The 24490-nt window shown below is 63.2% G+C and carries 25 protein-coding genes and 1 pseudogene; 7 read left to right on the top strand and 19 right to left on the bottom strand.

Annotated elements, in window-relative coordinates; translation table 11 throughout:
* The 10 genes from HP547_RS10595 to HP547_RS10550 form a co-directional block, all read right to left on the bottom strand.
* The coding region (locus tag HP547_RS10595) for a potassium-transporting ATPase subunit KdpA (protein WP_172286252.1) at nt 1-548 on the bottom strand (548 nt) is incomplete at its 3' end.
* 8 nt (nt 549-556) lie between these two features.
* Nucleotides 557-646 carry a K(+)-transporting ATPase subunit F gene (gene kdpF / locus HP547_RS10590; RefSeq protein ID WP_172224081.1) on the bottom strand — a complete coding sequence of 30 codons (90 nt, stop codon included), beginning with the start codon at nt 644-646 and terminating at the stop codon, nt 557-559.
* 236 nt (nt 647-882) lie between these two features.
* Nucleotides 883-1935 carry an AI-2E family transporter gene (locus HP547_RS10585; RefSeq protein ID WP_172224084.1) on the bottom strand — a complete coding sequence of 351 codons (1053 nt, stop codon included), beginning with the start codon at nt 1933-1935 and terminating at the stop codon, nt 883-885.
* Nucleotides 1936-1947: 12 nt separating this feature from the next.
* Nucleotides 1948-2742, bottom strand: a complete 795-nt coding sequence (locus HP547_RS10580; protein WP_172224087.1) for a DUF4892 domain-containing protein — start codon at nt 2740-2742, stop codon at nt 1948-1950.
* A gap of 109 nt (nt 2743-2851) precedes the next feature.
* A complete protein-coding gene (locus HP547_RS10575) occupies nt 2852-3706 on the bottom strand; it encodes an alpha/beta hydrolase (protein ID WP_172224090.1) in 855 nt (284 codons plus the stop codon).
* Nucleotides 3703-4491 carry an alpha/beta fold hydrolase gene (locus HP547_RS10570; protein ID WP_172224093.1) on the bottom strand — a complete coding sequence of 263 codons (789 nt, stop codon included), beginning with the start codon at nt 4489-4491 and terminating at the stop codon, nt 3703-3705. Before HP547_RS10570 ends, HP547_RS10575 begins: the two co-directional genes overlap by 4 nt.
* A 71-nt stretch (nt 4492-4562) precedes the next feature.
* Complete coding sequence (locus HP547_RS10565) at nt 4563-4970, bottom strand: hypothetical protein (protein ID WP_256676310.1); 408 nt, start codon at nt 4968-4970, stop codon at nt 4563-4565.
* A gap of 106 nt (nt 4971-5076) precedes the next feature.
* Nucleotides 5077-5535: a phosphohistidine phosphatase SixA gene (sixA, locus tag HP547_RS10560; RefSeq protein WP_172224097.1), complete on the bottom strand. Its 459-nt coding sequence runs from the start codon at nt 5533-5535 to the stop codon at nt 5077-5079.
* On the bottom strand, nt 5532-5879 hold the full coding sequence (locus tag HP547_RS10555; protein WP_172224100.1) for a DUF4389 domain-containing protein: 348 nt from the start codon (nt 5877-5879) through the stop codon (nt 5532-5534). The genes sixA and HP547_RS10555 overlap by 4 nt, the downstream gene beginning before the upstream one ends.
* A gap of 24 nt (nt 5880-5903) precedes the next feature.
* On the bottom strand, nt 5904-6929 hold the full coding sequence (locus tag HP547_RS10550; protein ID WP_172286251.1) for an NAD(P)H-dependent glycerol-3-phosphate dehydrogenase: 1026 nt from the start codon (nt 6927-6929) through the stop codon (nt 5904-5906).
* 191 nt (nt 6930-7120) lie between these two features.
* Between HP547_RS10550 and HP547_RS10545 the strand changes: the two genes are divergently transcribed.
* The 5 genes from HP547_RS10545 (at nt 7121) to fabB (ending at nt 14041) form a co-directional block, all read left to right on the top strand.
* A complete protein-coding gene (locus tag HP547_RS10545) occupies nt 7121-9268 on the top strand; it encodes a TonB-dependent siderophore receptor (protein ID WP_172226263.1) in 2148 nt (715 codons plus the stop codon).
* A complete protein-coding gene (locus tag HP547_RS10540; RefSeq protein ID WP_172286250.1) occupies nt 9268-10158 on the top strand; it encodes an ABC transporter substrate-binding protein in 891 nt (296 codons plus the stop codon). The genes HP547_RS10545 and HP547_RS10540 overlap by 1 nt, the downstream gene beginning before the upstream one ends.
* Nucleotides 10155-12086: an ATP-binding protein gene (locus HP547_RS10535; RefSeq protein WP_172226269.1), complete on the top strand. Its 1932-nt coding sequence runs from the start codon at nt 10155-10157 to the stop codon at nt 12084-12086. Before HP547_RS10540 ends, HP547_RS10535 begins: the two co-directional genes overlap by 4 nt.
* Nucleotides 12087-12293: 207 nt before the next feature.
* Complete coding sequence (fabA, locus tag HP547_RS10530; protein ID WP_027592861.1) at nt 12294-12809, top strand: 3-hydroxyacyl-[acyl-carrier-protein] dehydratase FabA; 516 nt, start codon at nt 12294-12296, stop codon at nt 12807-12809.
* 11 nt (nt 12810-12820) lie between these two features.
* Nucleotides 12821-14041, top strand: a complete 1221-nt coding sequence (fabB, locus tag HP547_RS10525; protein ID WP_172226272.1) for a beta-ketoacyl-ACP synthase I — start codon at nt 12821-12823, stop codon at nt 14039-14041.
* Between the two features lie 87 nt (nt 14042-14128).
* Here the strand turns inward: fabB and HP547_RS10520 are convergent, their stop codons facing one another.
* Nucleotides 14129-15133: an amidohydrolase family protein gene (locus HP547_RS10520; RefSeq protein ID WP_172286249.1), complete on the bottom strand. Its 1005-nt coding sequence runs from the start codon at nt 15131-15133 to the stop codon at nt 14129-14131.
* A 118-nt stretch (nt 15134-15251) separates the two neighbouring features.
* Here HP547_RS10520 and HP547_RS10515 point away from each other — a divergent pair, with 118 nt between their 5' ends.
* Complete coding sequence (locus HP547_RS10515) at nt 15252-16115, top strand: pirin family protein (protein WP_172286248.1); 864 nt, start codon at nt 15252-15254, stop codon at nt 16113-16115.
* A 130-nt stretch (nt 16116-16245) separates the two neighbouring features.
* Here HP547_RS10515 and HP547_RS10510 read toward each other — a convergent pair whose 3' ends face one another.
* The 4 genes from HP547_RS10510 to HP547_RS10495 form a co-directional block, all read right to left on the bottom strand.
* Nucleotides 16246-16971, bottom strand: coding sequence for a dienelactone hydrolase family protein (locus tag HP547_RS10510; RefSeq protein ID WP_172286247.1), 726 nt, complete (start codon nt 16969-16971; stop codon nt 16246-16248).
* A 78-nt stretch (nt 16972-17049) separates the two neighbouring features.
* Complete coding sequence (gene htpG, locus HP547_RS10505; protein WP_172286246.1) at nt 17050-18954, bottom strand: molecular chaperone HtpG; 1905 nt, start codon at nt 18952-18954, stop codon at nt 17050-17052.
* Between the two features lie 70 nt (nt 18955-19024).
* Nucleotides 19025-19507: a PaaI family thioesterase gene (locus HP547_RS10500; protein WP_172286245.1), complete on the bottom strand. Its 483-nt coding sequence runs from the start codon at nt 19505-19507 to the stop codon at nt 19025-19027.
* Nucleotides 19504-19980, bottom strand: a complete 477-nt coding sequence (locus tag HP547_RS10495) for a PaaI family thioesterase (protein ID WP_172226305.1) — start codon at nt 19978-19980, stop codon at nt 19504-19506. Before HP547_RS10495 ends, HP547_RS10500 begins: the two co-directional genes overlap by 4 nt.
* Nucleotides 19981-20135: 155 nt before the next feature.
* Between HP547_RS10495 and HP547_RS10490 the strand changes: the two genes are divergently transcribed.
* Nucleotides 20136-20411: a hypothetical protein gene (locus HP547_RS10490; protein WP_172226308.1), complete on the top strand. Its 276-nt coding sequence runs from the start codon at nt 20136-20138 to the stop codon at nt 20409-20411.
* A gap of 67 nt (nt 20412-20478) precedes the next feature.
* Here HP547_RS10490 and HP547_RS10485 read toward each other — a convergent pair whose 3' ends face one another.
* The 4 genes and pseudogenes from HP547_RS10485 to sucC form a co-directional block, all read right to left on the bottom strand.
* A complete protein-coding gene (locus HP547_RS10485; protein WP_172226311.1) occupies nt 20479-21228 on the bottom strand; it encodes a DUF599 domain-containing protein in 750 nt (249 codons plus the stop codon).
* Between the two features lie 202 nt (nt 21229-21430).
* Complete coding sequence (gene brnQ, locus HP547_RS10480) at nt 21431-22744, bottom strand: branched-chain amino acid transport system II carrier protein (RefSeq protein WP_172230035.1); 1314 nt, start codon at nt 22742-22744, stop codon at nt 21431-21433.
* A gap of 482 nt (nt 22745-23226) precedes the next feature.
* Entirely contained in the window at nt 23227-24111 is an 885-nt protein-coding gene (gene sucD, locus HP547_RS10475; RefSeq protein WP_172230032.1) for a succinate--CoA ligase subunit alpha, read from the bottom strand.
* Nucleotides 24111-24490: pseudogene (gene sucC, locus HP547_RS10470) on the bottom strand (succinate--CoA ligase subunit beta); the annotation flags it as partial. The gene sucD and the pseudogene sucC, both read right to left, overlap by 1 nt.

Genomic DNA, 24490 nt, shown 5'->3' with positions numbered 1-24490 from the left:
AGCAAGCCGTAGAGGGTGGCGCGGGTCATGTCGACCCAGAAGTTGCCAAGGGTGTTGGCACTGCGCCGGGCAATACCGCGACACAGGGCAACCAGCACGGCCAGGCCGGTTGCGGCGCTGACGAAGTTCTGCACGGTCAGGCCGAGCATCTGGCTGAGGTAGCTGACTGATGCCTCACCGCTGTAGGCCTGCCAGTTGGTATTGGTGATGAAGCTCACGGCAGTATTGAACGCCAGCGACCATTCCTGGCCGGGCAAATGCTGCGGGTTGAGCGGCAGGTAGCCCTGCAATAGCAATACGGCGAACAACAGCAGGAACCCGGCCAGGTTGAACGCTACCAAGGCAAGGGTGTACTGGCGCCAGTTCTGCTCCTGGCTGGCGTTTACTCCCGCAAGCCGGTAGCAGCCCTGCTCGACCGGGCCCAGCAGCGGCGACAGCCAGGTGCGCTGGCCTTCCATGACCTTGAAGTAGAACCGCCCAAGCCAGGGTGCCGGGAGCAGCACGATGGCGAAAAATGCCAGGAGCAAGGCGTAATCGTGACTGTGCATGGCCGCTCCTAGCTGCGATCGGCGCGCAGCAGCGCCGCCAGCAGATAAAACGCCAAGGCCACTGCCAGCAGCAGTGACAGCCCTTCGAGCATGTTCATGAGTAGTTCTCCCCGTGGTGCGGCTTGGGCCGCTTTGGGGAGATTGTCCGAGGGAGGGGCGTAAAGGAGCGAGATCGGGTGGTGGGGAGAGGAATAAAGAAAGCGTAAAAATGTGGGCTTTGGGGGTGTCAGTGCCGGCCTCTTCGCGGGTAAGCCCGCACCTACCGGGACCTCATGGGTTCAGGCCTGAGAGATTCCGGTGGGAGCGGGTTTACCCGCGAAGAGACCGGGACAGGCTACCGCTGAGGCGGCTGCTGCACGGCGTTACGGCTCCAGTCCAGCAACAGGCTGTAACCCACCGCCAACAGGGTCGGCCCGATGAACAGGCCGATGAAGCCAAACGCCAGCAAACCGCCGAACACCCCCAGCAACACGATCACCAACGGCAGGTTGCCGCCCCGGCTGATCAGGTACGGCTTGAGCACGTTGTCTACCCCACTGATGACGAACGTGCCCCAGATACCGAGGAACACCGCCATGCCATACTCGCCCTTCCACACCAGCCAGCCAGTGGCCGGTATCCAGGCCAGCGGCGGGCCCATGGGGATCAGGCTGAGCATGAAGGTCACCAGGCCCAGCACGATGGCACCAGGTACGCCGGCGATCAGGAAGCCGATCATTGCCAGCAGGCCCTGGGCGGCTGCAGTACCAATCACCCCGTTGACCACCCGCTGCACAGTGCCGGCCACCAGTTCCAGGTAGTACTCGGCGCGGTCACCCATCAGGCGCTGCAGCAGGCGCAGCACGAACGCCGCCAGGCGTGGCCCATCGCGGTAGAAGAAGAACACGAACACCAGGCTGAGGGTGAGCTCCAGCACGCCGCTGCCGATCTGCGCACTGCGCGCCAGCAGCCAGTTGCCCACCTGTCCCAGGTACGGCTTGACCGAAGCCAGCAAGGCGGCGCCCTGCTGGTCCAGCGATTGCCACCAGCTGACCAGCCGCTCACCTACGAACGGAATGCTGCCCAGCCAGGCGGGGGCATCGGGCAGGCCGTCCACCTGCACGTCACGCACGAACGCGGTGGCGTCGCGTATGTGATCGGCCAGGTTGAAGCCCAGCCACACCAGCGGCAGGGCCACGATCAGGATCCAGGCAATGGTCAGCACGCTGGCCGCCAGGGTCTCGCGGCCGCCCAGCACGCGCGTCAGCAAACGCATCAATGGCCAGCTGGCAAAGGCCAGGATGGCCCCCCACAACAGCGCCGAAATGAACGGAGCCATGACCCACAGGCCGGCACCCAGCAACGCCAGCAGCAGGATCTGGATCAGCAGGCGGTCGTTGTTAACCATGTTGGCGCTCGTTCAACGGATCAGTTCAAGGTGCAGGCCTTCGGTGGGCGCGCTGCCGACTTCGAGGCGGCCGTTGCGTACACCCGCCTTGACCAGCGCCTCGCGCCAGGATTCCGCCTGAGCGCCACTGAGGCTGGCACGCAGGGTGCTGTCGAGATTGAGGCTGCGGGCCAGCAGGTTTACCCAGGTGTCTTGCGGCGCCGCCAGGTCAGGGTAGTCGAGCTTGCCGGTATCGCGCATTTCGCGCAGCACCGTGGCAGCGGTCGGCAACAGTTCGCCCAGCGGGCCGGCGGCAACGAACTCCTCAACGTGCAGGTAGGCGCGGCGGTTGCCACGAGTGACGCTGTACAGCGCGACCAGGGTGTCGGCCTGCTCGGCCGAGCGGCGCAGCAGGATGAACGCCTGCTGCTCGTCGCCGCCATTGAGGCGGGCATTGGCAAACACATCGTTGGCCCACAGGCTGGCCTCGCCGCAATCACGGCCCTGGCACCAGAACAACGGGTAGCCACCGTCGTGCTGCAGTGCTTCACGAGCGCTGGTGAAGGCTTCGCGGGCGGTACGCTCGACCGGCAGTTCGTAGGTTACCGAGCTGACCTGGCCGCGGCTCTCGACCTTGTCCTCCATCCGCAGGCGGCCGCTGATCTTGCGCAGCGGGCCCATCGGGTAGACGCGCTCCTGCTCCACGGCCGGGCGCTGGTCGACCACTTTGGCGTCCGCCGGTACCGGCAGGCTGCCGGCCCACAGCACGGGGCTGGCGAATACCAGGCAGGCGGCGACGGCATTGCGGATGGCTACAGGCGCACTCATTGGCGGCCCAGGCGGCGCGGTGCGCCGAAGTGAAACTCCAGGATGTCTGGCAGATACATGGTTGTCTCCCTGTTCAACCCGCCAAGCCTCGACACTTGTCCGGTGCAAGTCAAGGAATGCCAAAGAAACGATTGAAACAGTCTGCGACAAGGGCCGCACCCTGCTCATCGTTCAGGTGCAGGTGGTGGCCACCGGGCAGCTCCACCTGTTCGAAGGGTAGCTGCTCCAGCAGCTTGGTGTGGCGCGCCAGCATACCGTCGGCGGCCACGACCAGGCACGCCGGGCAACTCACCCGGCGCACATACGCCATGGCCTGGGCCTCACTCAGGCGCAGCGGCGATGGCAGGGTCAGGCGGCTGTCACTGCGCCAGCTGTACCCACCGGGCACCGGCATCAGGCCGCGCTGGGCCAGCAGCTCGGCTGCCTCACGGCTGACCGCGACCATGCCTTTCATGCGCGCCTGCACGCCCTGCTCCAGCGTGGCGTATACCGACTTGCGCTTGCCATCCAGGCGCAGCTGGGCCTGCAGCGCCATGCCCAGCCGCTCGCCGGCATCCTGCTCGGCACCGGTTGGCGGAATGACCCCGTCAATCAAGGCCAGATGGCTGACCCGGTCTGGCAAGGCACCGGCCAGTTGCACCGCGATGATCGCCCCCAGCGAATGGCCGAGCAGCGCGAAACGTTGCCAGCCCAGCTGCTCGGCCACCCGCAGAACATCATGGGCGTAGTCGGCCAAGGCATACCCGGCGCCAGGCGGTCGGTGCTCGGAATAACCATGTCCGGCGAGGTCCAGCGCAACGATGCGCAGACCCTGCAGTTGCGGCGCGAGGCGGGCAAAGCTGTTGGCATTGTCCAGCCAGCCATGCAAGGCGATTACCGGCAACCCGTCTTCAGGGCCGAACAGGTGCGCAGCCAGTTCGATATGGCCCAGGCTCAGGCGCACTTCCTCGACCTGCGCGCTCATGCCTGGCTCCAGCGGTCGAACAGGCCCTTGATCAGGCTGGCGGTGTCGGTTGGGCGTTCCAGCGGGAACATGTGTCCCCCCGGCACGCTGTGGTACTCGCCCTTGGGCATACCGCGCACCGCCAGGGTGTGGTGGCGGCGAATGACGTTGCTGCGCTCGCCGCGCACCATGGCCAGTGGTACCTGCAGCTGCCGGGCCGGTGCCGGGCTGGTATGCGGGATGCTGCGGTAGATGCTGATTTCCGTAGCCGGGTCGAAGCGCAACTGCACCCCCTGCTCCATGGCCTGCAGGCCATGCTCGACATAGGCATCCAGGCATTCGGGGTCAAAATGGCGGAACAGCGACTTGCCGGCAAAATAGTCCCGGGCACTGTCGCGGTCATCGAAGCTGTCACGGCGCCCAAGCGTGCGCCCGGCCGGGGTGATACGGTCGATGAAACCGAAGCGCTTGGCCGTGCGCAGCAACCATTGGTCGGCGCGGGTGAGTACCGGTGAGTCGAGCATCACTACGCCGCGGTAGTACTCGGGGCAGCGCAGCGCCGCGTGCAGGTGCAGCACACCGCCCAGCGAATGGCCGACGCCCCAGACCGGCTGCTCCTGCCGGGCCAGGTGGTGCAACAGTTCATCGACCAGGCTCTGCCAGTTTTCGTCCACCGGAAAGCGCGGATCGTGCCCGTGCTGGGCCAGGTGCTGCACCTGGTAGTCCGGTGCCAGGGCGGCGAACAGCTTGCCGTAGGTGGCCGAGGGAAAACCGTTGGCATGGGCGAAGAAGATCTGCTGCGACATGGCGGCTGGTCCGGACCGGGATGATCGCCCATTGTCGGTATCGGCGGGCGGTTCGGCAACGTCCGGAAAGGTCATCGGCGGTGGCTATCAGGCCATGAGGAACGGTCGAAACTGTCCAGTGAACGGTGCAGGCAGGCTTGCATGTAGGCCAGTTGGCTCTCCAGCGCTTCGCGGGCCAGGCGCTGATCCTGGTGGTCCAGCTGCAGGCGACGCAGGGCCAGGCAACTGGTTTGCAGCAGATGGGAGACGCGCAGACAGGCATCCTGAAGCCTGAGCAGGTCCTGCTCGCTTTGCAGCCTCACGGTGGGTTCCCGCTCGGTGTTGCCGTTGACCTTGTGCATCAGGTGACGGAGCTTGGCATCGGCAGAATCGCGCAACAGGCTGTAATGGGCAAAATCCAGCACTACGCCTTGTTGCACCTTGTCTACGGTGGGTTGCAGGTCCAAGGAGCTCAACAGCTCCCACATCTGACCGCGCATTCGCTATTCCCTGCGTATTTGTCTGGAGCCAACCGTAGCAACCGTGCAGCAAGCGCGGCAACTGGCAAAAATGCCAGTTGCTTTCCTGATTGCGCGGCCCCGGGCTTCACGCCGGGGAGTTGATCGCCAGCAACGTCATCAGCCCAGCCAGCGGCCATTCCCCTTCCAGCTCTGCCAGGCTGGCCGTACTCATGGCTGCAGGCTGCTGCTGGTGCCCCTGTTCCAACATCCCGACCAGGTTACCCACCAGCGGCTGGTGGCTGACCAGCAGTACATGCTCCAGGCCCAGCCGCTCGATTTCGCCAATCGCTTGCAGCACATCGCTTTCTGGCGTCAGCCAGGGCACGGTGCGCACTTGCTCGGCGAAACCGAGGGTGTCGTGCACCAGTGCCGCCGTCTGCTGGGCCCGTACGTAGGGGCTGGCGATGATGGCCTGCAACGGCTGCCCCAGCAGGCGGGCAGCGCTGCGCAGCACCTGCTCGCGACCATGGGCGGTCAGGCGGCGCTCGGCATCGGTATTGGCGCGCGGCTCCGCTTCACCATGGCGCAGCACCCACAGCTTCACAGCTTGGGCTCCTCGTCACGTACCGGGTGTGGGGCCGGGGCCACGGCATGCGGGGCCTCGCCTTCAGGGGGCCGCGGGGTCGGCCAGTCGGCAAACGGCCAGGGCTTCTGGTCGGTGTGGAAGCTGCCAAAGCGGCCGATCTGCGCCAGGTACTGGCTGAGGCTGTCACCGAAATTCATCAAGCTGGCGCTAGGGGCGCCGTATACCAGGCGGTAGATCAGCTGCACCAGCACCAGGCCAGCCAGCAGCAGCTCGGCCAGTTGCCAGACCACCAGGAACACCAGCATCCACAGCACCCGCAGGATGATCGACTCGCGCTGGGCGCGTTCCGGGGTATCGTTCATGTACCGCTCCTTGCTCTGTTCGGCTCAGTTGAAGCCGCTGATGGAAATGAAATCGACATCGGTCTTGGGCTCGGCACGCATCAGGTGCTCGATCACCTGGTTCAGCGTCCGGCCTTCGAACAGGATGGCATGCAGGCCCGCGACCAGCGGCATGTACACCTGCGCTTCCTGGGCCTTGGCCTTCAGCACCTTCAGGGTGTTGACGCCTTCCGCCACTTCGCCCAAGCGGTTGACCGCCTCTTCCAGGCTGTGGCCCTGCCCCAGCGCGTAGCCAACCTGGTAGTTGCGGCTCTTGGGCGAGGAGCAGGTGACGATCAGGTCACCGACACCGGCCAGGCCGAGGAAGGTCATGGGGTTTGCGCCCTGGCTGACAGCGAAGCGGGTCATTTCGGCCAGGGCACGGGTAATCAGCATGCTCTTGGTGTTCTCGCCCATGCCCAGGGCCACCGCCATGCCGGCGATGATGGCGTAGACGTTCTTCAGCGCCCCGCCCAGCTCGACACCGAAGCGGTCGCCACTGGCATAGACGCGGAACGTATGCCCGTGCAGTACGCTTTGCACCTGCTCGCAGAGTCTGTCGTCTTCGCTTGCAACCACCGTGGCAGTCAGCGCGTGCTCGGCGATCTCGCGGGCCAGGTTGGGTCCGGACAGCACACCGATGCGGGCCTCGGGGGCGATTTCTTCGAGTATCTGGCTCATCAGCTTGAAGCTTTGCGCTTCGATACCCTTGGTCAGGCTGACCAGGCCCTTGCCACGCAGCAGCTCGGCATGCGGTGCCAGCACGCTGCGCAAGGCGCTCGATGGCAGGGCAACGAACACCAGCTCGCAGGCCTGCAGGGTGGCCAACAGGTCGTTGACCGGCTCGACGCCGTCGTGCAGGCGGATACCCTTGAGGTAGCGCGGGTTTTCACGATTGACGCGCATGGCCTCGGCCTGCTCCGGGTCGCGCATCCATTGGCGCACCGGCACACCGTTCTGCGCCAGCAGGTTCGCCACGGCGGTGCCGAAGCTGCCGCCTCCCAGAACTGCAACAGGTTGCTGTTCAGTCATATTCAATCCGTTAAAGCCAAAAATTAAGTGGCGACGCCGCCATTATACGGCTCGCCTGCTACAGAACCAGTGTCAGTGCCGGCCCTTTCGCGGGTAAACCCGCTCCCACAGGGACCGCGCCACCTTCAGCAGCACGAAAGGGCCCAAACAGGTAAGGCTGATCACTGGCAAATGCGCCAAGGTCAGTTACCATGCCTGTTTCACTCCTGATACAAGGCCGCTCCGTGTTCCCTGGCACGCCCCCTTACCCGCGCCTGCTGATACTGACCGCCCTGCTCGGTGGCCCGGCCATGGCAGATGACCTGTTCATCGACAGCACCGACCTGCCGCAGGTTCTGACCGCCACGCGCCTGAAACAATCCCCGGCAGCAGTGCCGGGCAGCATGACCGTGCTCGACAGCGCGCTGATCCGTGCCAGCGGTGCCCGTGACATCCCCGAGCTGCTACGCCTGGTGCCGGGCATGATGATCGGCTACGGCGCCGGTAACCAGCCGACCGTCAACTACCACGGCAGCAACGTCAACGATGCACGGCGCATGCAGGTGCTGATCGATGGCCGCTCGGTGTACCGCGCCGGCCTGGCCACCGTCGACTGGAGCGATATTCCGCTGGCCATGGAGGACATCGAGCGCATCGAGGTATTCCGCGGCCCCAACACAGTCAGCTACGGCGCCAACGCGCTGATGGCCGTGGTCAACATCCTCACCCGCAACCCCGCCGACAGCCATGGCACGCGGCTGAAGCTGACCCGCGGCGAGGATGGCATCAACGACTTCTACGCCAGTCACGGCTTCGGCTGGGACGGTGGCGACATGCGCCTGTCGCTGTCGGGCCAGCAGGACGACGGCTTCGACCAGGACCAGTTCGGTCAGGACTACCGCGACAGCCGCCGGCTGACCCGCTTCAACCTCAGCGCCAGCCACAACCTGGCGGTGGACCAGACCCTGGAGTGGCAACTGGCGGCCAAGGAAGGCAGCAACCAGCGGCCTTACACCTACCAGCCGGTATTTGCCAGGTACGAGGCCGGCAACAACGCCGACGTCAACGCCAAGGACTACGCCGGCTCGTTGCGCTGGACCAAGGAGTTCAGTGCCGAACACAGCCTTTATATCCAGGGCTCGGCACAGCACTTCGACCGGCAACAGGTGTGGCGGGCCTGCGATGCCTTGCAGTCGTTCAGCCCTGAACTGACCCAGCTCTGGCAAATGAACCCGGACTTCGCCGAGAAAGTCGCGCGCGGCGTGGCCGCAGGCGACCTGCCAAGCAGCAGTGACCCGGTGCTCAGCGCCCTGTCCAACAAGGTGCGCGAACAATGGCAGGCCGGTGGCAGCCAGCCGGTCTGCGGCGACGTCGACCAGAGCACCCGCGAAACCCGCTATGACCTGGAAATCCAGGACACCCTGAGCCTGACCGACAGCCTGCGCCTGCTGAGCGGCATGAATTACCGCTATGATCGTGCCGATTCGCAGACCTACTTCAACGGCAGCCTCGATGACCAGACCTGGCGCTTGTTCGGCCAGCTCGAATGGCGCGCCGACGAGCACTGGATCCTGCAGGGCGGCGCCATGTTCGAGGACTCGCGCCTGTCGGGCAACTCGCTCACCCCGCGCGTGGCGATCAACTACCTGATCACCCCGCGCCACGGCCTGCGCGCGGTGTACTCCGAAGCAGTACGCTCGCCGGACATGTTCGAGAACAACGTCAACTGGAGCTACACGGTAAAGAACCTCTCGCCCAATGCCTTCGGTCTGCAGAACGGCGAATATTTCGTCAAGACCCGCGGCCCTGGTGACCTCGAACAGGAGCGCATGCGCTCGCGTGAACTCGGCTACAACGGCTATTTCAGCGACATCGACCTGAGCATGGATGTGAAGCTGTTCTACGACGAGATCACCGGCATGATCAGCGAGCCGCTGAAGAACAACCAGTACATTGCCAGCAACGCCAACAAGGCCCGCTTCAGCGGCAGTGAAGCGCAACTGGATTGGCGCCCGACCCTGCGCGACCGCCTGCGCCTGACCTACGCCTACGTCGATGCCTGGGCCAGCAACCCCGACGACCGCCGCCTCAGTGCCCGCAACAGCGGCTCGGCCGGGTGGCTGCGCGAATGGGGCGACGGCTGGTCGAGCGCGCTGTTCTACTATGGCGACGATGCGCTCAACCAGTACCGCTACGAACGCATCGACCTGCGCCTGGCCAAGCGCCTGCGCGTGTATGGCAGCAACCTGGAACTGGCGGCGCTGTGGCAGCAGCGCCTGGACGACCAGCCGACCACGGCGATCCAGAACCGCTACGACAGCCGTCACCGGCTGAGCGTCAGCGCCGAGCTGGAGTTCTGATGGCCCTGCTGCTGCGTCTGTTGCTGCTCTGCCTGTGGCCGTTGGGGCCGTTGTCCGCCAGCGAAATTCTGCTGGTAGGCGGCGAAGACCAGCCAGGCATTCGCAGCTTCGTCGCCGCGCTGGAAAGCCGTCGCCCGCACGATCATGTGCGTTTCCAGACCACCGCCGAGCTGCCGCGCCCGGGCAAGCTGAAAACCGACCAGCGCCTGATCCTGCTGGACAGCGCCGCGCTGGAGTGGCGCCTGGGCGAGAGCGCCGGCCCACCGGCCCTGGCCATGCGGATCAGCCGGGTACAGGCTGAACAACGCCTGGGAAAGTCGCGCCCCGCGTTCGTCACCCTGCTGTGGAGCGACGCGCCGCTGGGCCGGCAATTGCGCCTGGCACGCTACCTGCTGCCGCAGGCCCAGCGCATTGGTGTGCTGTACGGTGAACACAGCGGTTTTCTGCTCGACGAACTGCGCCATGCCGCCCGCCCGCTGGGCCTGGAGATCGTGGCCCAGGACTGGCCCGACGCGCGTGACAGCCGGCCGCTGCAGCAGCTTTTGGCCAGTAGCGACGTGCTGCTGGGCCTGGACGACCCGGCCCTGTACAACTCCAAGACCGCAAAGAACCTGCTGCTGAGCAGCTATGGCCGACAAATGGCGCTGATCGGCCCAAACGCGGGTTTTGTCCGCGCCGGTGCCCTGGCCAGCACCTACAGCGACCAGGACGACTGGCTGGCGGTGCTCGACCAGTTGCTCGACCAGCCACCCGCGCACTGGCCGCGCAGCCTCTACCCTGCGCGCTACGGCGTCAGTGGCAACCAGCAGGTTGCCCGCGCCCTGGGCCTTGAACCGATCGATCCGAACGCCGCCGCCGAGGCCCTGGCCGAAGGAGAACCCACCCCATGAGCAAGCGCCTGAGCTGGGACATTCATACCCGCACCCAGATCATCAGCCTCGGCCCGGCCCTGCTGCTGACCTTGCTGCTGATCAGCTTTTTCACCTTCGTGCGCATCCAGGACCTGCGTCAGGAGCTCAACCACACCGGGCAACTGATTGCCAACCAGCTGGCACCGGCGTCGGAATACGGGGTGATCTCGGGCAACAACGAAGTGCTCGAAGGGCTGATGCGTGCCACCCTCAGCATTCCCCACGTGCGTTTTCTGGAGGTACAGGACAGCCGTAACCACATCCTGGTGTACGTCGAGCAGTCCGACGAAAGCGCCAACCGCGCGCAACAGGTCGAAGTGTTCCAGGCGCCCATTCGCCTGCAGCAGATCCGCCTGGACAACGACTTCCTGCAACAGGGCAAGGCTACCACCCCGGCCATTGGTGACGACTACCTGGGGCGGGTGATCGTCGGCATGTCCGATGACGCCTTCAGCCAGCGGCAGCAGGAAATCGTGATCAAGGCCGGCATCCTGGCGCTGTTCGCCCTGCTGTTCACCTTTTTGCTGGCGCGCCGCCTGGCCCTGAGCCTGGCCAAGCCGATCAGCGACATGGGCCATGCGGTCAAGGCGATTCAGCAAGGCGAGTACAACACCCCCTTGCCGGTGGTCGATGACAGCGAGCTGGGCCACCTGGCGCGCCACATCAACAACCTGGCGCAGGCCCTGGAGCAGGCCAGTGACGAACAGAAGCAGGCCATTGCCGAGCTGATCCAGGCCCGTGAAGAGGCCGAGCAGGCCAACCGGGCCAAATCGGACTTCCTGGCCATGATGAGCCACGAGCTGCGCACGCCGATGAATGGTGTGCTGGGCATGCTGCAGTTGCTGGAAACCACCTCGTTGAGCAGCGAACAGGCCGACTACACCGCAGTGGCCAGTGAATCCACCGGGCATTTGCTGAAGGTCATCAACGACATCCTCGATTTCTCCCGCATCGAACGCGCCGCGCTGCAACTGGAGCATATCGACTTCAACCTGGCCGAGCTGATCACCAGCAGCGTCCAGTCGTTCCAGCACAGCGCCCAGCAGCGCGGCCTCGGCTTGCACCTGCAATTGCCGGCCGGCATCGAGCAATTGCAGGTGAACGGCGACCCTACGCGGATCCGCCAGATCCTGCTCAACCTGGTGGCCAACGCCCTGAAGTTCACCGAACGCGGCCAGGTGCAGGTGGAGGCGCAGTGGCAGGTGCTGGACCGGCAGCTGATCTGGTTGACCTGCAGTGTGCGCGACACCGGTATCGGCATCGACAACGACCGCCTGGAAATGATGTTCGTCGCCTTCCAGCAGGCCGACAGCTCGATTTCCCGACGCTATGGCGGCACCGGGCTGGGGCTGTCGATCGCCCGTACCCTGGCCGAACGCATGGGCGGCAAGCTGCGCGGTGAAAGCCGGGAAGGCCTGGGCTCTACCTTCACCCTGGAGATGCCTCTGGCCGTGGCCAGCCCGCCCCCCGGCAAGCGGCCCCTGCCAATGGCTGCCAGCACGCCGGTCGCCGGCAATGATGAAGTGCTGCTGGTAGAGGACAATCCGGTCAACCAGAGCGTCATCGAAGCCATGTTGCGCAGCCTTGGCGTTACGGTTTGCACCGCCGAAGACGGCCTGGAGGCAGTCGAACGGGTCAGCCAGCAGCGCTTTGCCGCCGTGCTGATGGACTGCCGCCTCCCGCACCTGGATGGCTATGAGGCCACCCGGCGCATCCGCCAGCTGCCCAACGGCGCCCGCCTGCCGATCATCGCCCTGACCGCCAACGCCTTGCAGGGCGACCGCGAGCGTTGCATGGCCGCCGGCATGGATGACTACCTGACCAAACCGTTGCGCCGCAGCGAACTGCAGCGCGTGCTGCAGCGCTGGCTACCCGGTCAGACAACCGCGACTGGCGATAAATGCTAAAGTGCGGCAGTCTTAAACACTGGACAGGACCTTCATCGGACCTGAAAATAGACGTTTCAGTGCACACCTGTACTTCTTTCGCCAGGTGCGCTGTGACTTTCACCACAACGCAATAGTCTACCTGTAGGCTGCCGCCCCGAAGTCATCGCTTTTCGGGCCGGCCGGGAAGATTCATCCCCTGCCACAGGGGGTTATTGAGGAGCTCGCATGACCAAACAACACGCCTTTACTCGGGAAGACCTGCTGCGCTGCAGTCGCGGTGAGCTGTTCGGCCCAGGTAATGCGCAACTGCCCGCGCCGAACATGCTGATGGTCGATCGCATCACCCATATCAGCGAAGAAGGCGGCAAGTACGGCAAAGGTGAATTGGTCGCCGAGCTGGATATCAATCCGGACCTGTGGTTCTTTGCCTGCCACTTCGAAGGCGATCCGGTCATGCCGGGCTGCCTGGGCCTCGACGCCATGTGGCAGCTGGTCGGTTTCTTCCTCGGCTGGCAGGGCCTGCCAGGCCGCGGTCGTGCCCTGGGTTCGGGTGAAGTGAAATTCTTTGGCCAGGTATTGCCTACTGCCAAGAAAGTCACCTACAACATTCACATCAAGCGCGTCCTCAAAGGCAAGCTGAACATGGCCATCGCCGATGGCTCCGTCAGCGTTGACGGCCGCGAGATCTACACTGCCGAAGCCCTGCGGGTCGGCGTGTTCACCTCCACTGACAATTTCTAAGGGTTATTCGCATGCGCCGCGTCGTTATCACTGGTCTGGGCATCGTATCGTGCCTGGGCAATGACAAAGCTACCGTCACCGAAAACCTGCGCAACAGCCGTCCGGGTATCCGTTACAACCCGGAATACAAGGAAATGGGGCTGCGTAGCCAGGTTTCCGGGTCCATCGACCTCAACCTCGAAGAACTGATCGACCGCAAGGTCTACCGCTTCGTCGGCCACGCCGCTGCCTACGCCTACCTGGCCATGCAGGACGCGATCAAGGACGCCGGCCTGACCGAAGAGCAGGTTTCCAACCCGCGTACCGGCCTGGTGGCGGGCTCCGGCGGCGCCTCGACCCTGAACCAGATGGAAGCGCTGGACACCCTGCGTGAGAAAGGCGTCAAGCGCGTCGGCCCGTACCGCGTCACCCGCACCATGGGCAGCACCGTTTCGGCGTGCCTGGCGACCCCGTTCAAGATCAAGGGCCTCAACTACTCGATCTCGTCGGCCTGCGCCACTTCGGCACACTGCATCGGCACCGCCCTGGAGCAGATCCAGTGGGGCAAGCAGGACATCGTCTTCGCCGGTGGCGGTGAAGAAGAGCACTGGAGCCAGTCATTCCTGTTCGATGCCATGGGCGCCCTGTCGACCAAGCGCAACGAAACCCCGGAACTGGCTTCGCGCGCCTATGACGCCGACCGTGATGGCTTCGTCATCGCTGGCGGTGGTGGCATGGTGGTGGTCGAGGAGCTCGAACACGCGTTGGCCCGTGGCGCGAAAATCTACGCCGAAATCGTCGGTTATGGTGCCACTTCCGACGGCTACGACATGGTTGCCCCGAGCGGCGAAGGTGCCATCCGCTGCATGCAGCAGGCACTGTCCACCGTCGACACCCCGATCGACTACCTGAACACCCACGGCACTTCGACTCCGGTCGGTGACGTTGCCGAGATCAAGGGTGTTCGCGCCGTGTTCGGCGACAAGGCCCCGAAAATCAGCTCGACCAAGAGCCTGTCGGGCCACTCGCTGGGCGCCGCTGGTGTACACGAGGCAATCTACTGCCTGCTGATGATGGAAAACAACTTCATCGCCGGCTCCGCCAACATCGACGAACTGGACCCGGAGGTCGCCGACCTGCCGATCCTGCGCAAAACCGAGGAAAACGCCAAGATCGACACGGTCATGAGCAATAGCTTCGGCTTTGGCGGCACCAACGCCACCCTGGTGCTCAAGCGCTGGGAAGGCAAGTAAGGCCTCGCTGCAGTAATTGAAAACGCCCCGACTGGTTCGGGGCGTTTTTGTTTTTGCAGCCTGTACCGGCCCTATCGCCGGCAACCATCATTTATGCCTGGGCAGAATAGACAGAAAATTCTCCCGGGCCACCTTGTTTGCCACCGCCTCCGGCAATGCATCCAGAAACGGCCCGAACCCGTGCAGTTGCTCCCCCAGGCTGCCAAACCGCCCGACCACATCCGACCCCAGCATGAACCGTTCCGGGTGCTTCTCGACCAAGGCCAGCCATTCCTTGCGCGGTACCCCCTTGTCGTCCAGCAGATAAGGCTCCAGCACACTCCACGACAGGTCGACATACAGGTTCGGGTAATCGTCCAGCAACCGCGTCAGCACCGGCAGCAGAAAGTCCATCTGCGTCTGGTGCCGGTGGATCTCCATGCTGCTGCCGGCATGCGCCCAGATGAACCGCGTATGCGGGTGATTGCGCAGTGGTTCTTCGAGCTCCGCCAGGTACAACGGGTTGCGCTCGCGCTTGGAGGTGATGTTGGAATGCAGCAGCACCGGCAGATCGCGCTCGGCCGCCAGGTGATAGATGCGCGTCATGGCTTCGTTGTTGGCGCGCGGCGTGTCACCACTGGTCAGTGCCGTGAGGTCGTCGTGACGGGTGAATACCTCGCCAATGCCTTGCCACAGGCCCGGGTACATATCGAGCATGCGTTCGATGTGGCTGACGGCGTTCTTGTCCACCGGATTGAAACCGGTCAGGAACGGATGAAAACGCCGACGCTGCTCGTCCGGCAATTTCAGCACGGCCGCCGCCACGTAGGTGTCGGTTGCGCTGTACCAGTAGGCATCGGCGTCGTCACCGGCGTAATAGCGCGGGCGCTTGGGCTCGTCCTCATGCCACTTCTTGGCCACCGGGATACCGGAAATCATCGACTGGTCGATACCTGCCGCATCCATGGCCTTGACAAGCGCCGGCATCCCCTCGCTTTCCTGGAAGAAGTCGACATAGTGCAGGTGGGCATCACTGTAGCGGTAGTCGCGCGCCTGTGCCGCCTGGCACAGCCAGCCGGACAACAGCACGCAGGCCAGCGCTCTGGCTATCATGGGGCAGCTTCCTTTTACCGGGTATGGAAAGAGTAGACCGGCCGGCCAACCAGACGGTTCAGCCAACGCCTGCGAACCGCTATGCTAGGGGCATTCCACCTCGCCTGGAGCCCTTCCCATGAGCAGCCCTCTGGTCATCCGCCCACGTGCCGAGTCGGTCGAGGGCCAGCCGATCCTGCGCCCGCTGCCATCGGCCCAGTGCCGCAGCGTCGGCCCATTCGTGTTTTTCGACCATATGCTCGAAACCGACTATCCCCCGGGGCACGGCATGGACATCCGCCAGCACCCGCATATTGGCCTGTCAACGCTGACTTACTTGTTCGAAGGCGCAATCCTGCACAAAGACAGCCTCGGCTCGGAGCAGCGCGTGCTGCCTGGGGATGTGAGCTGGATGACCGCTGGTAAAGGTGTGGCGCATGTCGAGCGCACGCCTGCGGACGCCCTGAGCCATGGCTCACGCTTGCACGGGCTGCAGGTGTGGCTGGCCTCGCCACAGGCGCTGGAACAGGGCGAACCGAGCTACAGCCATCATCCAGCGGCGAGCTTGCCGTTCAGTGATAGCCTGGGCGTGCGTATCTGCATGATTGCAGGCAGCGGGTTCTGCCTGGAATCACCGGTGCCGGTGCTCTCCCCTACCCTTTATGCGCATGTGACGATGCAGCCGGCCACTACGCTGGTAGTACCTGGCGAACATGTACAGCGGGCGCTGTATCTGCTCGACGGTGAGCTGTTCATGGATGGCGAACAGGTCGAGGCGTACAGCCTGGTGGTCCTGCCAGAGGGTGAATGGGTGACGCTGTATGCCGAGGAAGAGTGCCAGTTGGTACTGATTGGCGGGGACCCGCTGGATGGGCCGCGGCGGATGAACTGGAATTTTGTCGCCAGTGACCCGGAACTGATCGAGCAAGCCAGGGCCAGGTGGGCTGCCGGGGATTGGCCAGTGGTGCCGGGGGAAACTTCGAGGATCGAGTTGCCTAGGTGATTTTGGGGCTGCTTTGCAGCCCATCGCCGCGGTTCGTCGCCACGACAAGCCAGCTCCCACAGATACAGCTCATGCCACGTTGTGGGAGCCGCGCTTGCCGGCGATGGGCCGCACAGCGGCCCCTGCGGTATCAGCGCTGGAAAACTTCGCTGAGCAGGTTGTGCATCGAGCGGAACGCCCGCTCCGAAGTACGGCGGTCATACTGCATCTTGCCCGGCACATTGGCATTCGGGTCGGTAAACGAGTGCACTGCCCCGCCGTAGCTCAGCAGCTGCCAGTCGACCTTGGCCGCATTCATCTCGTCTTCGAACGCTGGCAACTGCTCTTTCGGCACCAGTGGATCGGAAGCACCATGCAGCACCAGCACCGAGCCCTTGATGCGCCTGGCATCTTCTGCGTTCGGCGTGTCCAGGGTGCCATGGAACGACACCGCCGCCCGCAGGTCAGCCCCGGTACGCGCCAGCTCCAGGGCGCAGCAGCCACCGAAGCAGAAACCGAACGTGCCAACCTTGCCAGGCTCCAGCAGCGCCTTCGACTGCCCCAACAGCTGCGCCAGGGCCTCTTGCATGCGCTTGCGCAACTCACCACGGTCGTTCTTCAGCGGCATCATTGCCGCGCCGGCCTCGTCGGCATTGGACGGACGCACACCTTGCCCGTACAAGTCAGCAATCAGCACCACATAGCCCTTCTCGGCCACTTCCTTGGCGATGCGCTCGGCCCCCTCGCCGATACCCATCCAGTTCGGCGCCATCACCAGCCCCGGCCGGCCCAGCGCCCCCGGCTCATGGACCAAGCGGCTTTCGTAGGTCTTGCCGGACAGATGGTAGACCAGCGATTCGACGATTACTTTGCTCATCAAGCACTCCTTTGGCACTGTTCTTAAAAAGCCTGCCATGAAAAAAGCCCGCCGAAGCGGGCTTTCCTGTGCATCAACTCAAGCAGACAGCTCGACCAGCAGCTTGTTCAGGCGACGAACGTAGGCCGCCGGGTCTTTCAGGCTGTCACCGGCCGCCAGGGCCGCCTGATCGAACAGGATGTGCGACAACTCGGCAAAGCGGTCCTCGCTCTGTTCGTTGTCCAGCTTCTCGATCAGCGGGTGACCCGGGTTGAATTCGAAGATCGGCTTGGACTCGGGCACCTTCTGCCCGCTGGCTTCGAGGATCTGACGCATCTGCAGGCCCAGGTCCTGCTCGCCAATGGCCAGGATCGCCGGCGAATCAGTCAGGCGGTGCGATACACGCACTTCGGCCACGCTGTCACCCAGCGCACCTTTCAGGCGCTCGACCAGGCCTTCCTTGTCCTTGGCGACTTCTTCCTGGGCCTTCTTGTCTTCTTCCGAATCCAGGTTGCCCAGGTCCAGGTCGCCGCGGGCGACGTCGACAAACGCCTTGCCGTCGAACTCGTTGAGGTAGCTCATCAGCCACTCGTCGATGCGGTCGGTCAGCAGCAGCACTTCGATGCCTTTCTTGCGGAAGACTTCCAGGTGCGGGCTGTTCTTGACCTGCGCGTAGGACTCGCCGGTCAGGTAATAGATCTTGTCCTGTCCTTCCTTGGCGCGGGCCAGGTAGTCGGCCAGGGAGACACTTTGCTCGCCGCTCTCGTCCTGGGTGGAGGCGAAGCGCAGCAGGCCGGCGATTTTTTCCTTGTTGGCAAAGTCTTCGGCCGGGCCTTCTTTCAGCACCTGACCAAAGTTTTTCCAGAAGCCCTTGTACTGCTCGGGTTCGTTCTTCGCCAGCTTCTCCAGCATGTCCAGCACGCGCTTGGTCAGCGCGGTCTTCATCGAATCGATGATCGGGTCTTTCTGCAGGATTTCACGCGACACGTTCAGCGACAGGTCGTTGGAGTCGACCACACCCTTGATGAAGCGCAGGTACAGCGGCAGGAACGACTCGGCCTGGTCCATGATGAACACACGCTGCACGTACAGTTTCAGGCCGCGCGGTGCTTCGCGCTGGTACAGATCGAACGGCGCGCGGGCCGGCACGTACAGCAGCGAATTGTATTCCAGCTTGCCTTCGACCTTGTTGTGGCTCCAGGCCAGCGGGTTTTCGAAGTCATGGCCGATGTGCTTGTAGAACTCCTGGTATTCCTCGTCCTTGATCTCGGTACGCGGACGGGTCCACAGGGCGCTGGCGCGGTTGACGGTTTCCCACTCTTCGGCTGGCTGTTCTTCACCTTCGGCTGCAGCTTGCTCTTTCGGCAGCTGAATCGGCAAGGCGATGTGATCGGAGTACTTCTTGACCACGTTGCGCAGGCGCCAGCCATCGGCGAACTCCAGCTCGTCCTTCTTCAGGTGCAGGACAATGCGGGTACCGCGCTGTGGCTTGTCGATGGTGGCCACATCGAACTCCCCCTCGCCTTTCGACGACCAGTGCACGCCTTCGGCGGCCGGCTGGCCGGCGCGACGGCTGTACACATCGACCTTGTCGGCAACGATGAACGCGGAGTAGAAGCCCACGCCGAACTGACCGATCAGGTGCGAGTCCTTCTTCTGGTCACCGGTGAGGTTCTTCATGAAGTCGGCAGTGCCGGACTTGGCGATGGTACCCAGGTGAGCAATGACGTCTTCGCGGCTCATGCCGATGCCGTTGTCCTCGAGGGTGACGGTACCGGCGTCCTTGTCGAAGCTCACGCGAATCTTCAGTTCATCGCCGCCCTCGAGCAGCTCGGGCTTGGCCAGCGCTTCGAAGCGCAGTTTGTCCACGGCATCGGAGGCGTTGGAGATCAACTCACGCAGGAAGATCTCCTTGTTCGAATACAGCGAATGGATCATGAGGTGCAGCAGCTGCTTTACCTCGGTCTGGAAGCCCAGCGTTTCTTTTTGAGTATCCACACTCATGGTCTTCAAAACTCCGATCTGATGGCAGTGGGCGCCTGGCGGCCGGTTCGGCCTGCGTTAAAGGCGGATGTCATGCAGATGGGGGCAGCCCGGATGATTTCAAGGGCTTTTCCGGTTCAATCTTGAAATGCGCGCGCGCCGTGGCGATCGGCGATTGCCTGTCACCTTGCCAGGCGGTGATGGCCACGTTGGTCACCCGTCGACCCTGGCGCCACAGCTGGCACTGTGCGTAGGTATCCCGAAAATGCCCGGCCCGCAGGTAGTCGATGGAAAAATCGATGATCTTCGGAATGCTTGCGCTGTCGCTGTAGATCAGCAGGTACAGCGCCGCCGACAGCTCCATGAAGCCGGCGATCACGCCGCCGTGAATGGCGGGCAGCAGCGGGTTGCCGATGTTGTCCGGGTTGGCCGGCAGGCGAAACAGCAGGTCCTCGCCCTGGCGCTCGCATTCGATGCCGATCAGGCCTGCGTAGGGGATCAGCGCCAGTAGCGGCCGGTAATCCCCCTGGGCATGGGCGGCGTTGAGCTGCTGGCGAACCGCGTGCGGAATCATGCCCCACCCTCCTTCAGGTTGTTGCCAAAGCGGATGCCGCCCTTGACCTCCTGGCCCAGCCGCATGAATGTACCGACCACCTGGCAAATCGGCTGGTCAGGGTCGTCCTGGTAGGCGGTGCCACGGGTAAAGATCACATCACGGGTCACCCGGTAGCACTGGGCATGGCCGTAGATTGCCTTGCCGGCCTGCGCCGGGTGCATGTAGTCGATACGCAGGTCCAGCGTCGGGCACACCTCGAAGCGCGGCAGCACACACAGCGTGGCCATGCCGCAGGTGGTGTCCATCAGCGTGGTCAGGGCGCCGCCATGCACAGCGCCGGTTTGCGGGTTGCCGACGATGGCCGGCGACCAGGGCAGGATGAGGGTGATGCCCTGCGCATCGGCGTGTACCACACGCATCTGCAACAACTGGCAATGTTTCAATGCCGAGAGAAAACGCTCGGCCATGGCCATCAAGGTTGAATCGCTCATTCGCTGTATCCACCTGAACTGCCGCAGCGGCATGGATTGAGTAAAAAGTCTATCTGGAACGGGGCGTTATATATCTGTAATCTCCGTTGAACTTCTTCCGCGTAGTTGTACTCGAAGGTTCAAGTCAACTTATTCCACCAAGGAGAAACACCCCCATGCGTAAACCTTTTGCTTTTGCTCTGATGCTGGCTGCTGCCATGGGCCTGGCCGCTTGCGATAAAGCGAGCGAAGACAAAGCCCAGGACGCACAAGAACATGCTGAACAAGCCCAGGAGAAAATGGGTGAAGCTCAGGATAAGATGAACGACGCCGCCAAGGAAAACGCCGAAGCTGCCAAAGATCAGGCCGAAGCCGAGCAGAAGGCTGCCGAAGAAGCCGCTCCGGCTACTCCGGCTGCCCCAGTTACGCCGGCCGAACCCGCCAAGCAGTAATTGGCTGAAACAAAAAAACCCGACGCTGTCGGGTTTTTTTGTGCCTGAAACTTGAGGATTAAACGTTTCAGTTGCCCGCCGCACTAGTTTCCCTGGCAGGCTCGCCAGGCACACTTTCCGTGGGTGTGAACACCATCACATCGAGCACATCCGAATGGAACTCGCGGCGGTACAGGATCAGCACTACCCCGACACTCATGGCCATGAACAACCACGGGCTGATGAACCAGCTCAACATGGCCATGCCGAAGTAATACGAGCGCAGGCCCAGGTTGAACTGGTTGGCAGCCAGCGACAGTACCCGCGCCGCGCGTGAAGCGAACGCCTTGCGCTCCAGCTCGTTGACCAGGCGCTCGCCGACCATCGGTGCCGAGCCTACCAGTACTGCGGCGAAGTTGTACTGGCGCATGCACCAGCTGAAGGTGAAGAAGGCATAGACGAACACCGTGGCCAGGCACAGCAGCTTGATCTCCGACATGCCCTGGGACGCCTGCTGGACTAGCGGCAGGTCGGCCAGCAGCGACAGTGCCCGGTCCGAGGCACCCAGCACGGTGAGTATGCCGGCCAGGATGATCAGGGTACTGGAGGCGAAGAACGAGGCGTTGCGCTCCAGGTTGCCGATCACGCTGGCATCGGCGATGCGGTTGTCGCGCAGCAACATGCGGCGCATCCAGTCTTCCCGGTACAGGTGCAGCACGCTGGCCAGGCAGGCGGTGTCGCGGCCCTTCCAGATGGCATAGCGGGTGTACCCGCCCCAGCACAGGGCAAACCAGGCGATGGCCAACAGGTTGTTGAGGTTGCTTTGGATGAAGTTCATGCAGTGTTCCCGAATGGGCCAGGTGCCTAGAGGATAGGGACCGGGTTTCGACGCTGGCAAGCGGCAAAAGGCACACCTTCTGGCAGATATCTGCACAGGCAAAGAAAAAGCCCCGCATCCTCTCGGATACGGGGCTTTCAAGCTTCCACCCTTGGCGCGCACCTTTCGGCTTGTGGCCGGTGCCGCCCTCAGGCTTCGCCTATCAGGCCAGCGCCTCGCGCGGCTTGCCGAGCATGCGGTCGCAGGCGACGGCACCCACCAGGGTCACCACCGAAGGCACCAGCCAGGCCATGCCCGCATCGCTCAATGGCAGGTGCGCCAGGAAGTCCGGCAGCACATGGGCAATGCTGCTGCCCTTGATCGCGTCGACCATGCCAAACACCAGCGATACCAGCATTACCGGGGCCAGGATGCGGGTCGGCGAGTTCCACAGGTCCTTCACGAAGCTCAGGCCGACCACCACGATGCACGGTGGGTAGATGGCGGTGAGCACCGGGATCGAGAACATGATCAGCTTGGTCAGGCCCAGGTTGGAGATCAGCAGCGAGAAGCCGGCAAGGATCACCACCAGTGCGCGGTACGACAGCGGCAGGATCTGGCTGAAGTACTCGGCGCAGGCGCAGGTCAGGCCAACCGCAGTCACCAGGCAGGCCAGCGCGATCAGCACGGCCAGGAAGCCACTGCCCAGCGAGCCGAAGGTATGCTGCACGTAGGCATGCAGGACCGCCGCACCGTTGGTAGCGTCCGCCGCGATATCGTGGCTGGTGGCGCCCAGGCGGAACAGGCTGATGTACACCAGGGCCAGGCCGACACCGGCGATCAGGCCGGCGATGATGGCGTAGCGGGTAATCAGCTTCGGCGACTCGACACCGCGCGAGCGAATGGCGTTGACGATGACGATGCCGAACACCAAGGCACCCAGGGTATCCATGGTCAGGTAACCGTCGGAAAAGCCTTTGGAGAACGCGGCGGCGGCGTAGGCAGGCTGCGCTTCACCAATGGTCCCGGCTGGCAGCGCAAAAGCTGCAATACCCAATACGGCCAGGGCGATGATCTTCAACGGTGCCAGGAAGCGGCCCACGGTATCGAGCAGTTTGCCCGGATACATGGACACTGCCAGCACCACGATAAAGTACACCAGGCTGTAGATGAACAACGCCAGCGGGCTTTCACCGGTCAGCGGGGCCACACCTACTTCGAACGACACGGTCGCGGTACGCGGGGTGGCAAACAGGGGGCCGACCGACAGGTAGCACACGGCTGCCAGCAAGCCGCCGAAGAACTTGCCGATCGGGCTGCTCAGGGCATCCATGCCACCGCCGACCTTGGCCAGGGCGACCACGGTGATGACCGGCAGGCCCACCGCGGTAACCAGGAAGCCGAGGGCGGCCATCCACACGTGCGGGCCAGACTGCAGACCGACGATAGGCGGGAAGATGATGTTGCCAGCGCCTACGAAAAGCGCAAACGTCATAAAGCCAAGCGCCAGGATATCCTGGCCTTTGAGAACTTTCATTTAAGGTAGTACCACACTGCTGAAATCGGGATTCGAGAGGGGATTTCCCATTGGATGAGGGGAAATGCTGCCCGGCTTGATAGGCCAGACCCGTTTAGCGTGTCGTTCCCTTTTGGGGTACGGGCACAGAGTGAACACGTAATGTAACTGTTTTGTCAGTCAAACGCACTGGCACAGTGCTGCTTGTCCGATGTGCGTACATGTTTGTCGTCTGCGCGACCGTCAACAGTGGGAATTATCCTCGGATTGAAACATTCGTCTGTATGAAAATTCCTATCCAGGCAATCGAAAATTCCATGTTGTCTGCACCGGCCTCTTCGCAGGTAAACCCGCTCCCACAGGGAAATCACAAACCTAAAGGACTGTACGCTACCTGTGGGCGCGGGTTTACCCGCGAAGGGGCCGGTGCTGAATTTCACGAACCCAAAAACGACAGAGGCCACCCGAAGGTGGCCTCTGTGCGCGTGGGGGGTGTAGCAGTATTACTTCTTGGCTTCCCAGCCAGTCAGCTCGGCCAGGGCCTTGCCGATGTCAGCCAGGGAACGCACGGTCTTCACACCCGCGTCCTGCAGGGCGGCGAACTTCTCGTCCGCAGTGCCCTTGCCGCCGGAGATGATGGCGCCGGCGTGGCCCATGCGCTTGCCCGCAGGTGCGGTAACACCAGCGATATAGGAAACCACAGGCTTGGTGACGTGGGCCTTGATGTAGGCCGCAGCTTCTTCTTCAGCCGAACCGCCGATCTCGCCGATCATGACGATCGCTTCGGTCTTCGGGTCTTCCTGGAACAGCTTCAGGATGTCGATGAAGTTGGAGCCCGGGATCGGGTCACCGCCGATGCCGACGCAGGTCGACTGGCCGAAGCCGGCGTCGGTGGTCTGCTTCACAGCTTCGTAGGTCAGGGTGCCGGAACGCGAAACGATACCGACCTTGCCTGGCAAGTGGATGTGGCCTGGCATGATGCCGATCTTGCACTCGCCCGGGGTGATGACACCTGGGCAGTTAGGGCCGATCAGGGTCACGCCCAGCTCGTCGCACTTGACCTTGGCATCCAGCATGTCCAGGGTAGGAATGCCTTCGGTGATGCAGACGATCAGCTTGATGCCGCCGAAGGCCGCTTCCAGGATCGAGTCCTTGCAGAACGGAGCCGGTACGTAGATGACCGAAGCGTCAGCGCCGGTAGCTTCCACGGCTTCCTTGACGGTGTTGAACACCGGCAGGCCCAGGTGGGTGCTGCCACCCTTGCCTGGGGTTACGCCGCCGACCATCTTGGTGCCGTAGGCGATGGCCTGTTCGGAGTGGAAAGTACCTTGCGAGCCGGTGAAGCCCTGGCAGATGACTTTGGTGTCTTTATTGATCAGGACGCTCATTACTTGCCCTCCGCAGCTTTGACAACTTGTTGAGCAGCGTCGGTCAGGCTGGTTGCCGCAATGATGTTCAAACCGCTTTCTGCCAGTACTTTTGCGCCCAGTTCGGCGTTGTTGCCTTCAAGGCGAACGACGACCGGAACTTTCACGCCGACTTCTTTCACTGCACCGATGATGCCTTCGGCAATCATGTCGCAGCGAACGATGCCGCCGAAGATGTTGACCAGAACGGCCGCGACATTGCTGTCGGACAGAATGATCTTGAACGCTTCGGTAACGCGCTCTTTGGTAGCACCACCGCCAACGTCGAGGAAGTTGGCTGGCTTGCCGCCATGCAGGTTGACGATGTCCATGGTACCCATGGCCAGGCCGGCACCGTTGA

This window comes from Pseudomonas sp. CM27 (assembly GCF_013179515.1).
Taxonomy (GTDB): domain Bacteria; phylum Pseudomonadota; class Gammaproteobacteria; order Pseudomonadales; family Pseudomonadaceae; genus Aquipseudomonas.
This window is presented reverse-complemented; position numbering and strand designations above follow the sequence as displayed.

Bases quoted from the DNA above. Each gene is read 5' to 3' on its own strand.
- kdpF (WP_172224081.1), bottom strand. From the start codon at position 646: ATGAACATGCTCGAAGGGCTGTCACTGCTGCTGGCAGTGGCCTTGGCG.
- HP547_RS10585 (WP_172224084.1), bottom strand. From the start codon at position 1,935: ATGGTTAACAACGACCGCCTGCTGATCCAGATCCTGCTGCTGGCGTTG.
- HP547_RS10580 (WP_172224087.1), bottom strand. From the start codon at position 2,742: ATGAGTGCGCCTGTAGCCATCCGCAATGCCGTCGCCGCCTGCCTGGTA.
- HP547_RS10575 (WP_172224090.1), bottom strand. From the start codon at position 3,706: ATGAGCGCGCAGGTCGAGGAAGTGCGCCTGAGCCTGGGCCATATCGAA.
- HP547_RS10570 (WP_172224093.1), bottom strand. From the start codon at position 4,491: ATGTCGCAGCAGATCTTCTTCGCCCATGCCAACGGTTTTCCCTCGGCC.
- HP547_RS10565 (WP_256676310.1), bottom strand. From the start codon at position 4,970: ATGCGCGGTCAGATGTGGGAGCTGTTGAGCTCCTTGGACCTGCAACCC.
- HP547_RS10555 (WP_172224100.1), bottom strand. From the start codon at position 5,879: ATGAACGATACCCCGGAACGCGCCCAGCGCGAGTCGATCATCCTGCGG.
- HP547_RS10550 (WP_172286251.1), bottom strand. From the start codon at position 6,929: ATGACTGAACAGCAACCTGTTGCAGTTCTGGGAGGCGGCAGCTTCGGC.
- HP547_RS10545 (WP_172226263.1), top strand. From the start codon at position 7,121: ATGCCTGTTTCACTCCTGATACAAGGCCGCTCCGTGTTCCCTGGCACG.
- HP547_RS10540 (WP_172286250.1), top strand. From the start codon at position 9,268: ATGGCCCTGCTGCTGCGTCTGTTGCTGCTCTGCCTGTGGCCGTTGGGG.
- HP547_RS10535 (WP_172226269.1), top strand. From the start codon at position 10,155: ATGAGCAAGCGCCTGAGCTGGGACATTCATACCCGCACCCAGATCATC.
- fabA (WP_027592861.1), top strand. From the start codon at position 12,294: ATGACCAAACAACACGCCTTTACTCGGGAAGACCTGCTGCGCTGCAGT.
- fabB (WP_172226272.1), top strand. From the start codon at position 12,821: ATGCGCCGCGTCGTTATCACTGGTCTGGGCATCGTATCGTGCCTGGGC.
- HP547_RS10520 (WP_172286249.1), bottom strand. From the start codon at position 15,133: ATGATAGCCAGAGCGCTGGCCTGCGTGCTGTTGTCCGGCTGGCTGTGC.
- HP547_RS10515 (WP_172286248.1), top strand. From the start codon at position 15,252: ATGAGCAGCCCTCTGGTCATCCGCCCACGTGCCGAGTCGGTCGAGGGC.
- HP547_RS10510 (WP_172286247.1), bottom strand. From the start codon at position 16,971: ATGAGCAAAGTAATCGTCGAATCGCTGGTCTACCATCTGTCCGGCAAG.
- htpG (WP_172286246.1), bottom strand. From the start codon at position 18,954: ATGAGTGTGGATACTCAAAAAGAAACGCTGGGCTTCCAGACCGAGGTA.
- HP547_RS10500 (WP_172286245.1), bottom strand. From the start codon at position 19,507: ATGATTCCGCACGCGGTTCGCCAGCAGCTCAACGCCGCCCATGCCCAG.
- HP547_RS10495 (WP_172226305.1), bottom strand. From the start codon at position 19,980: ATGAGCGATTCAACCTTGATGGCCATGGCCGAGCGTTTTCTCTCGGCA.
- HP547_RS10490 (WP_172226308.1), top strand. From the start codon at position 20,136: ATGCGTAAACCTTTTGCTTTTGCTCTGATGCTGGCTGCTGCCATGGGC.
- HP547_RS10485 (WP_172226311.1), bottom strand. From the start codon at position 21,228: ATGAACTTCATCCAAAGCAACCTCAACAACCTGTTGGCCATCGCCTGG.
- brnQ (WP_172230035.1), bottom strand. From the start codon at position 22,744: ATGAAAGTTCTCAAAGGCCAGGATATCCTGGCGCTTGGCTTTATGACG.
- sucD (WP_172230032.1), bottom strand. From the start codon at position 24,111: ATGAGCGTCCTGATCAATAAAGACACCAAAGTCATCTGCCAGGGCTTC.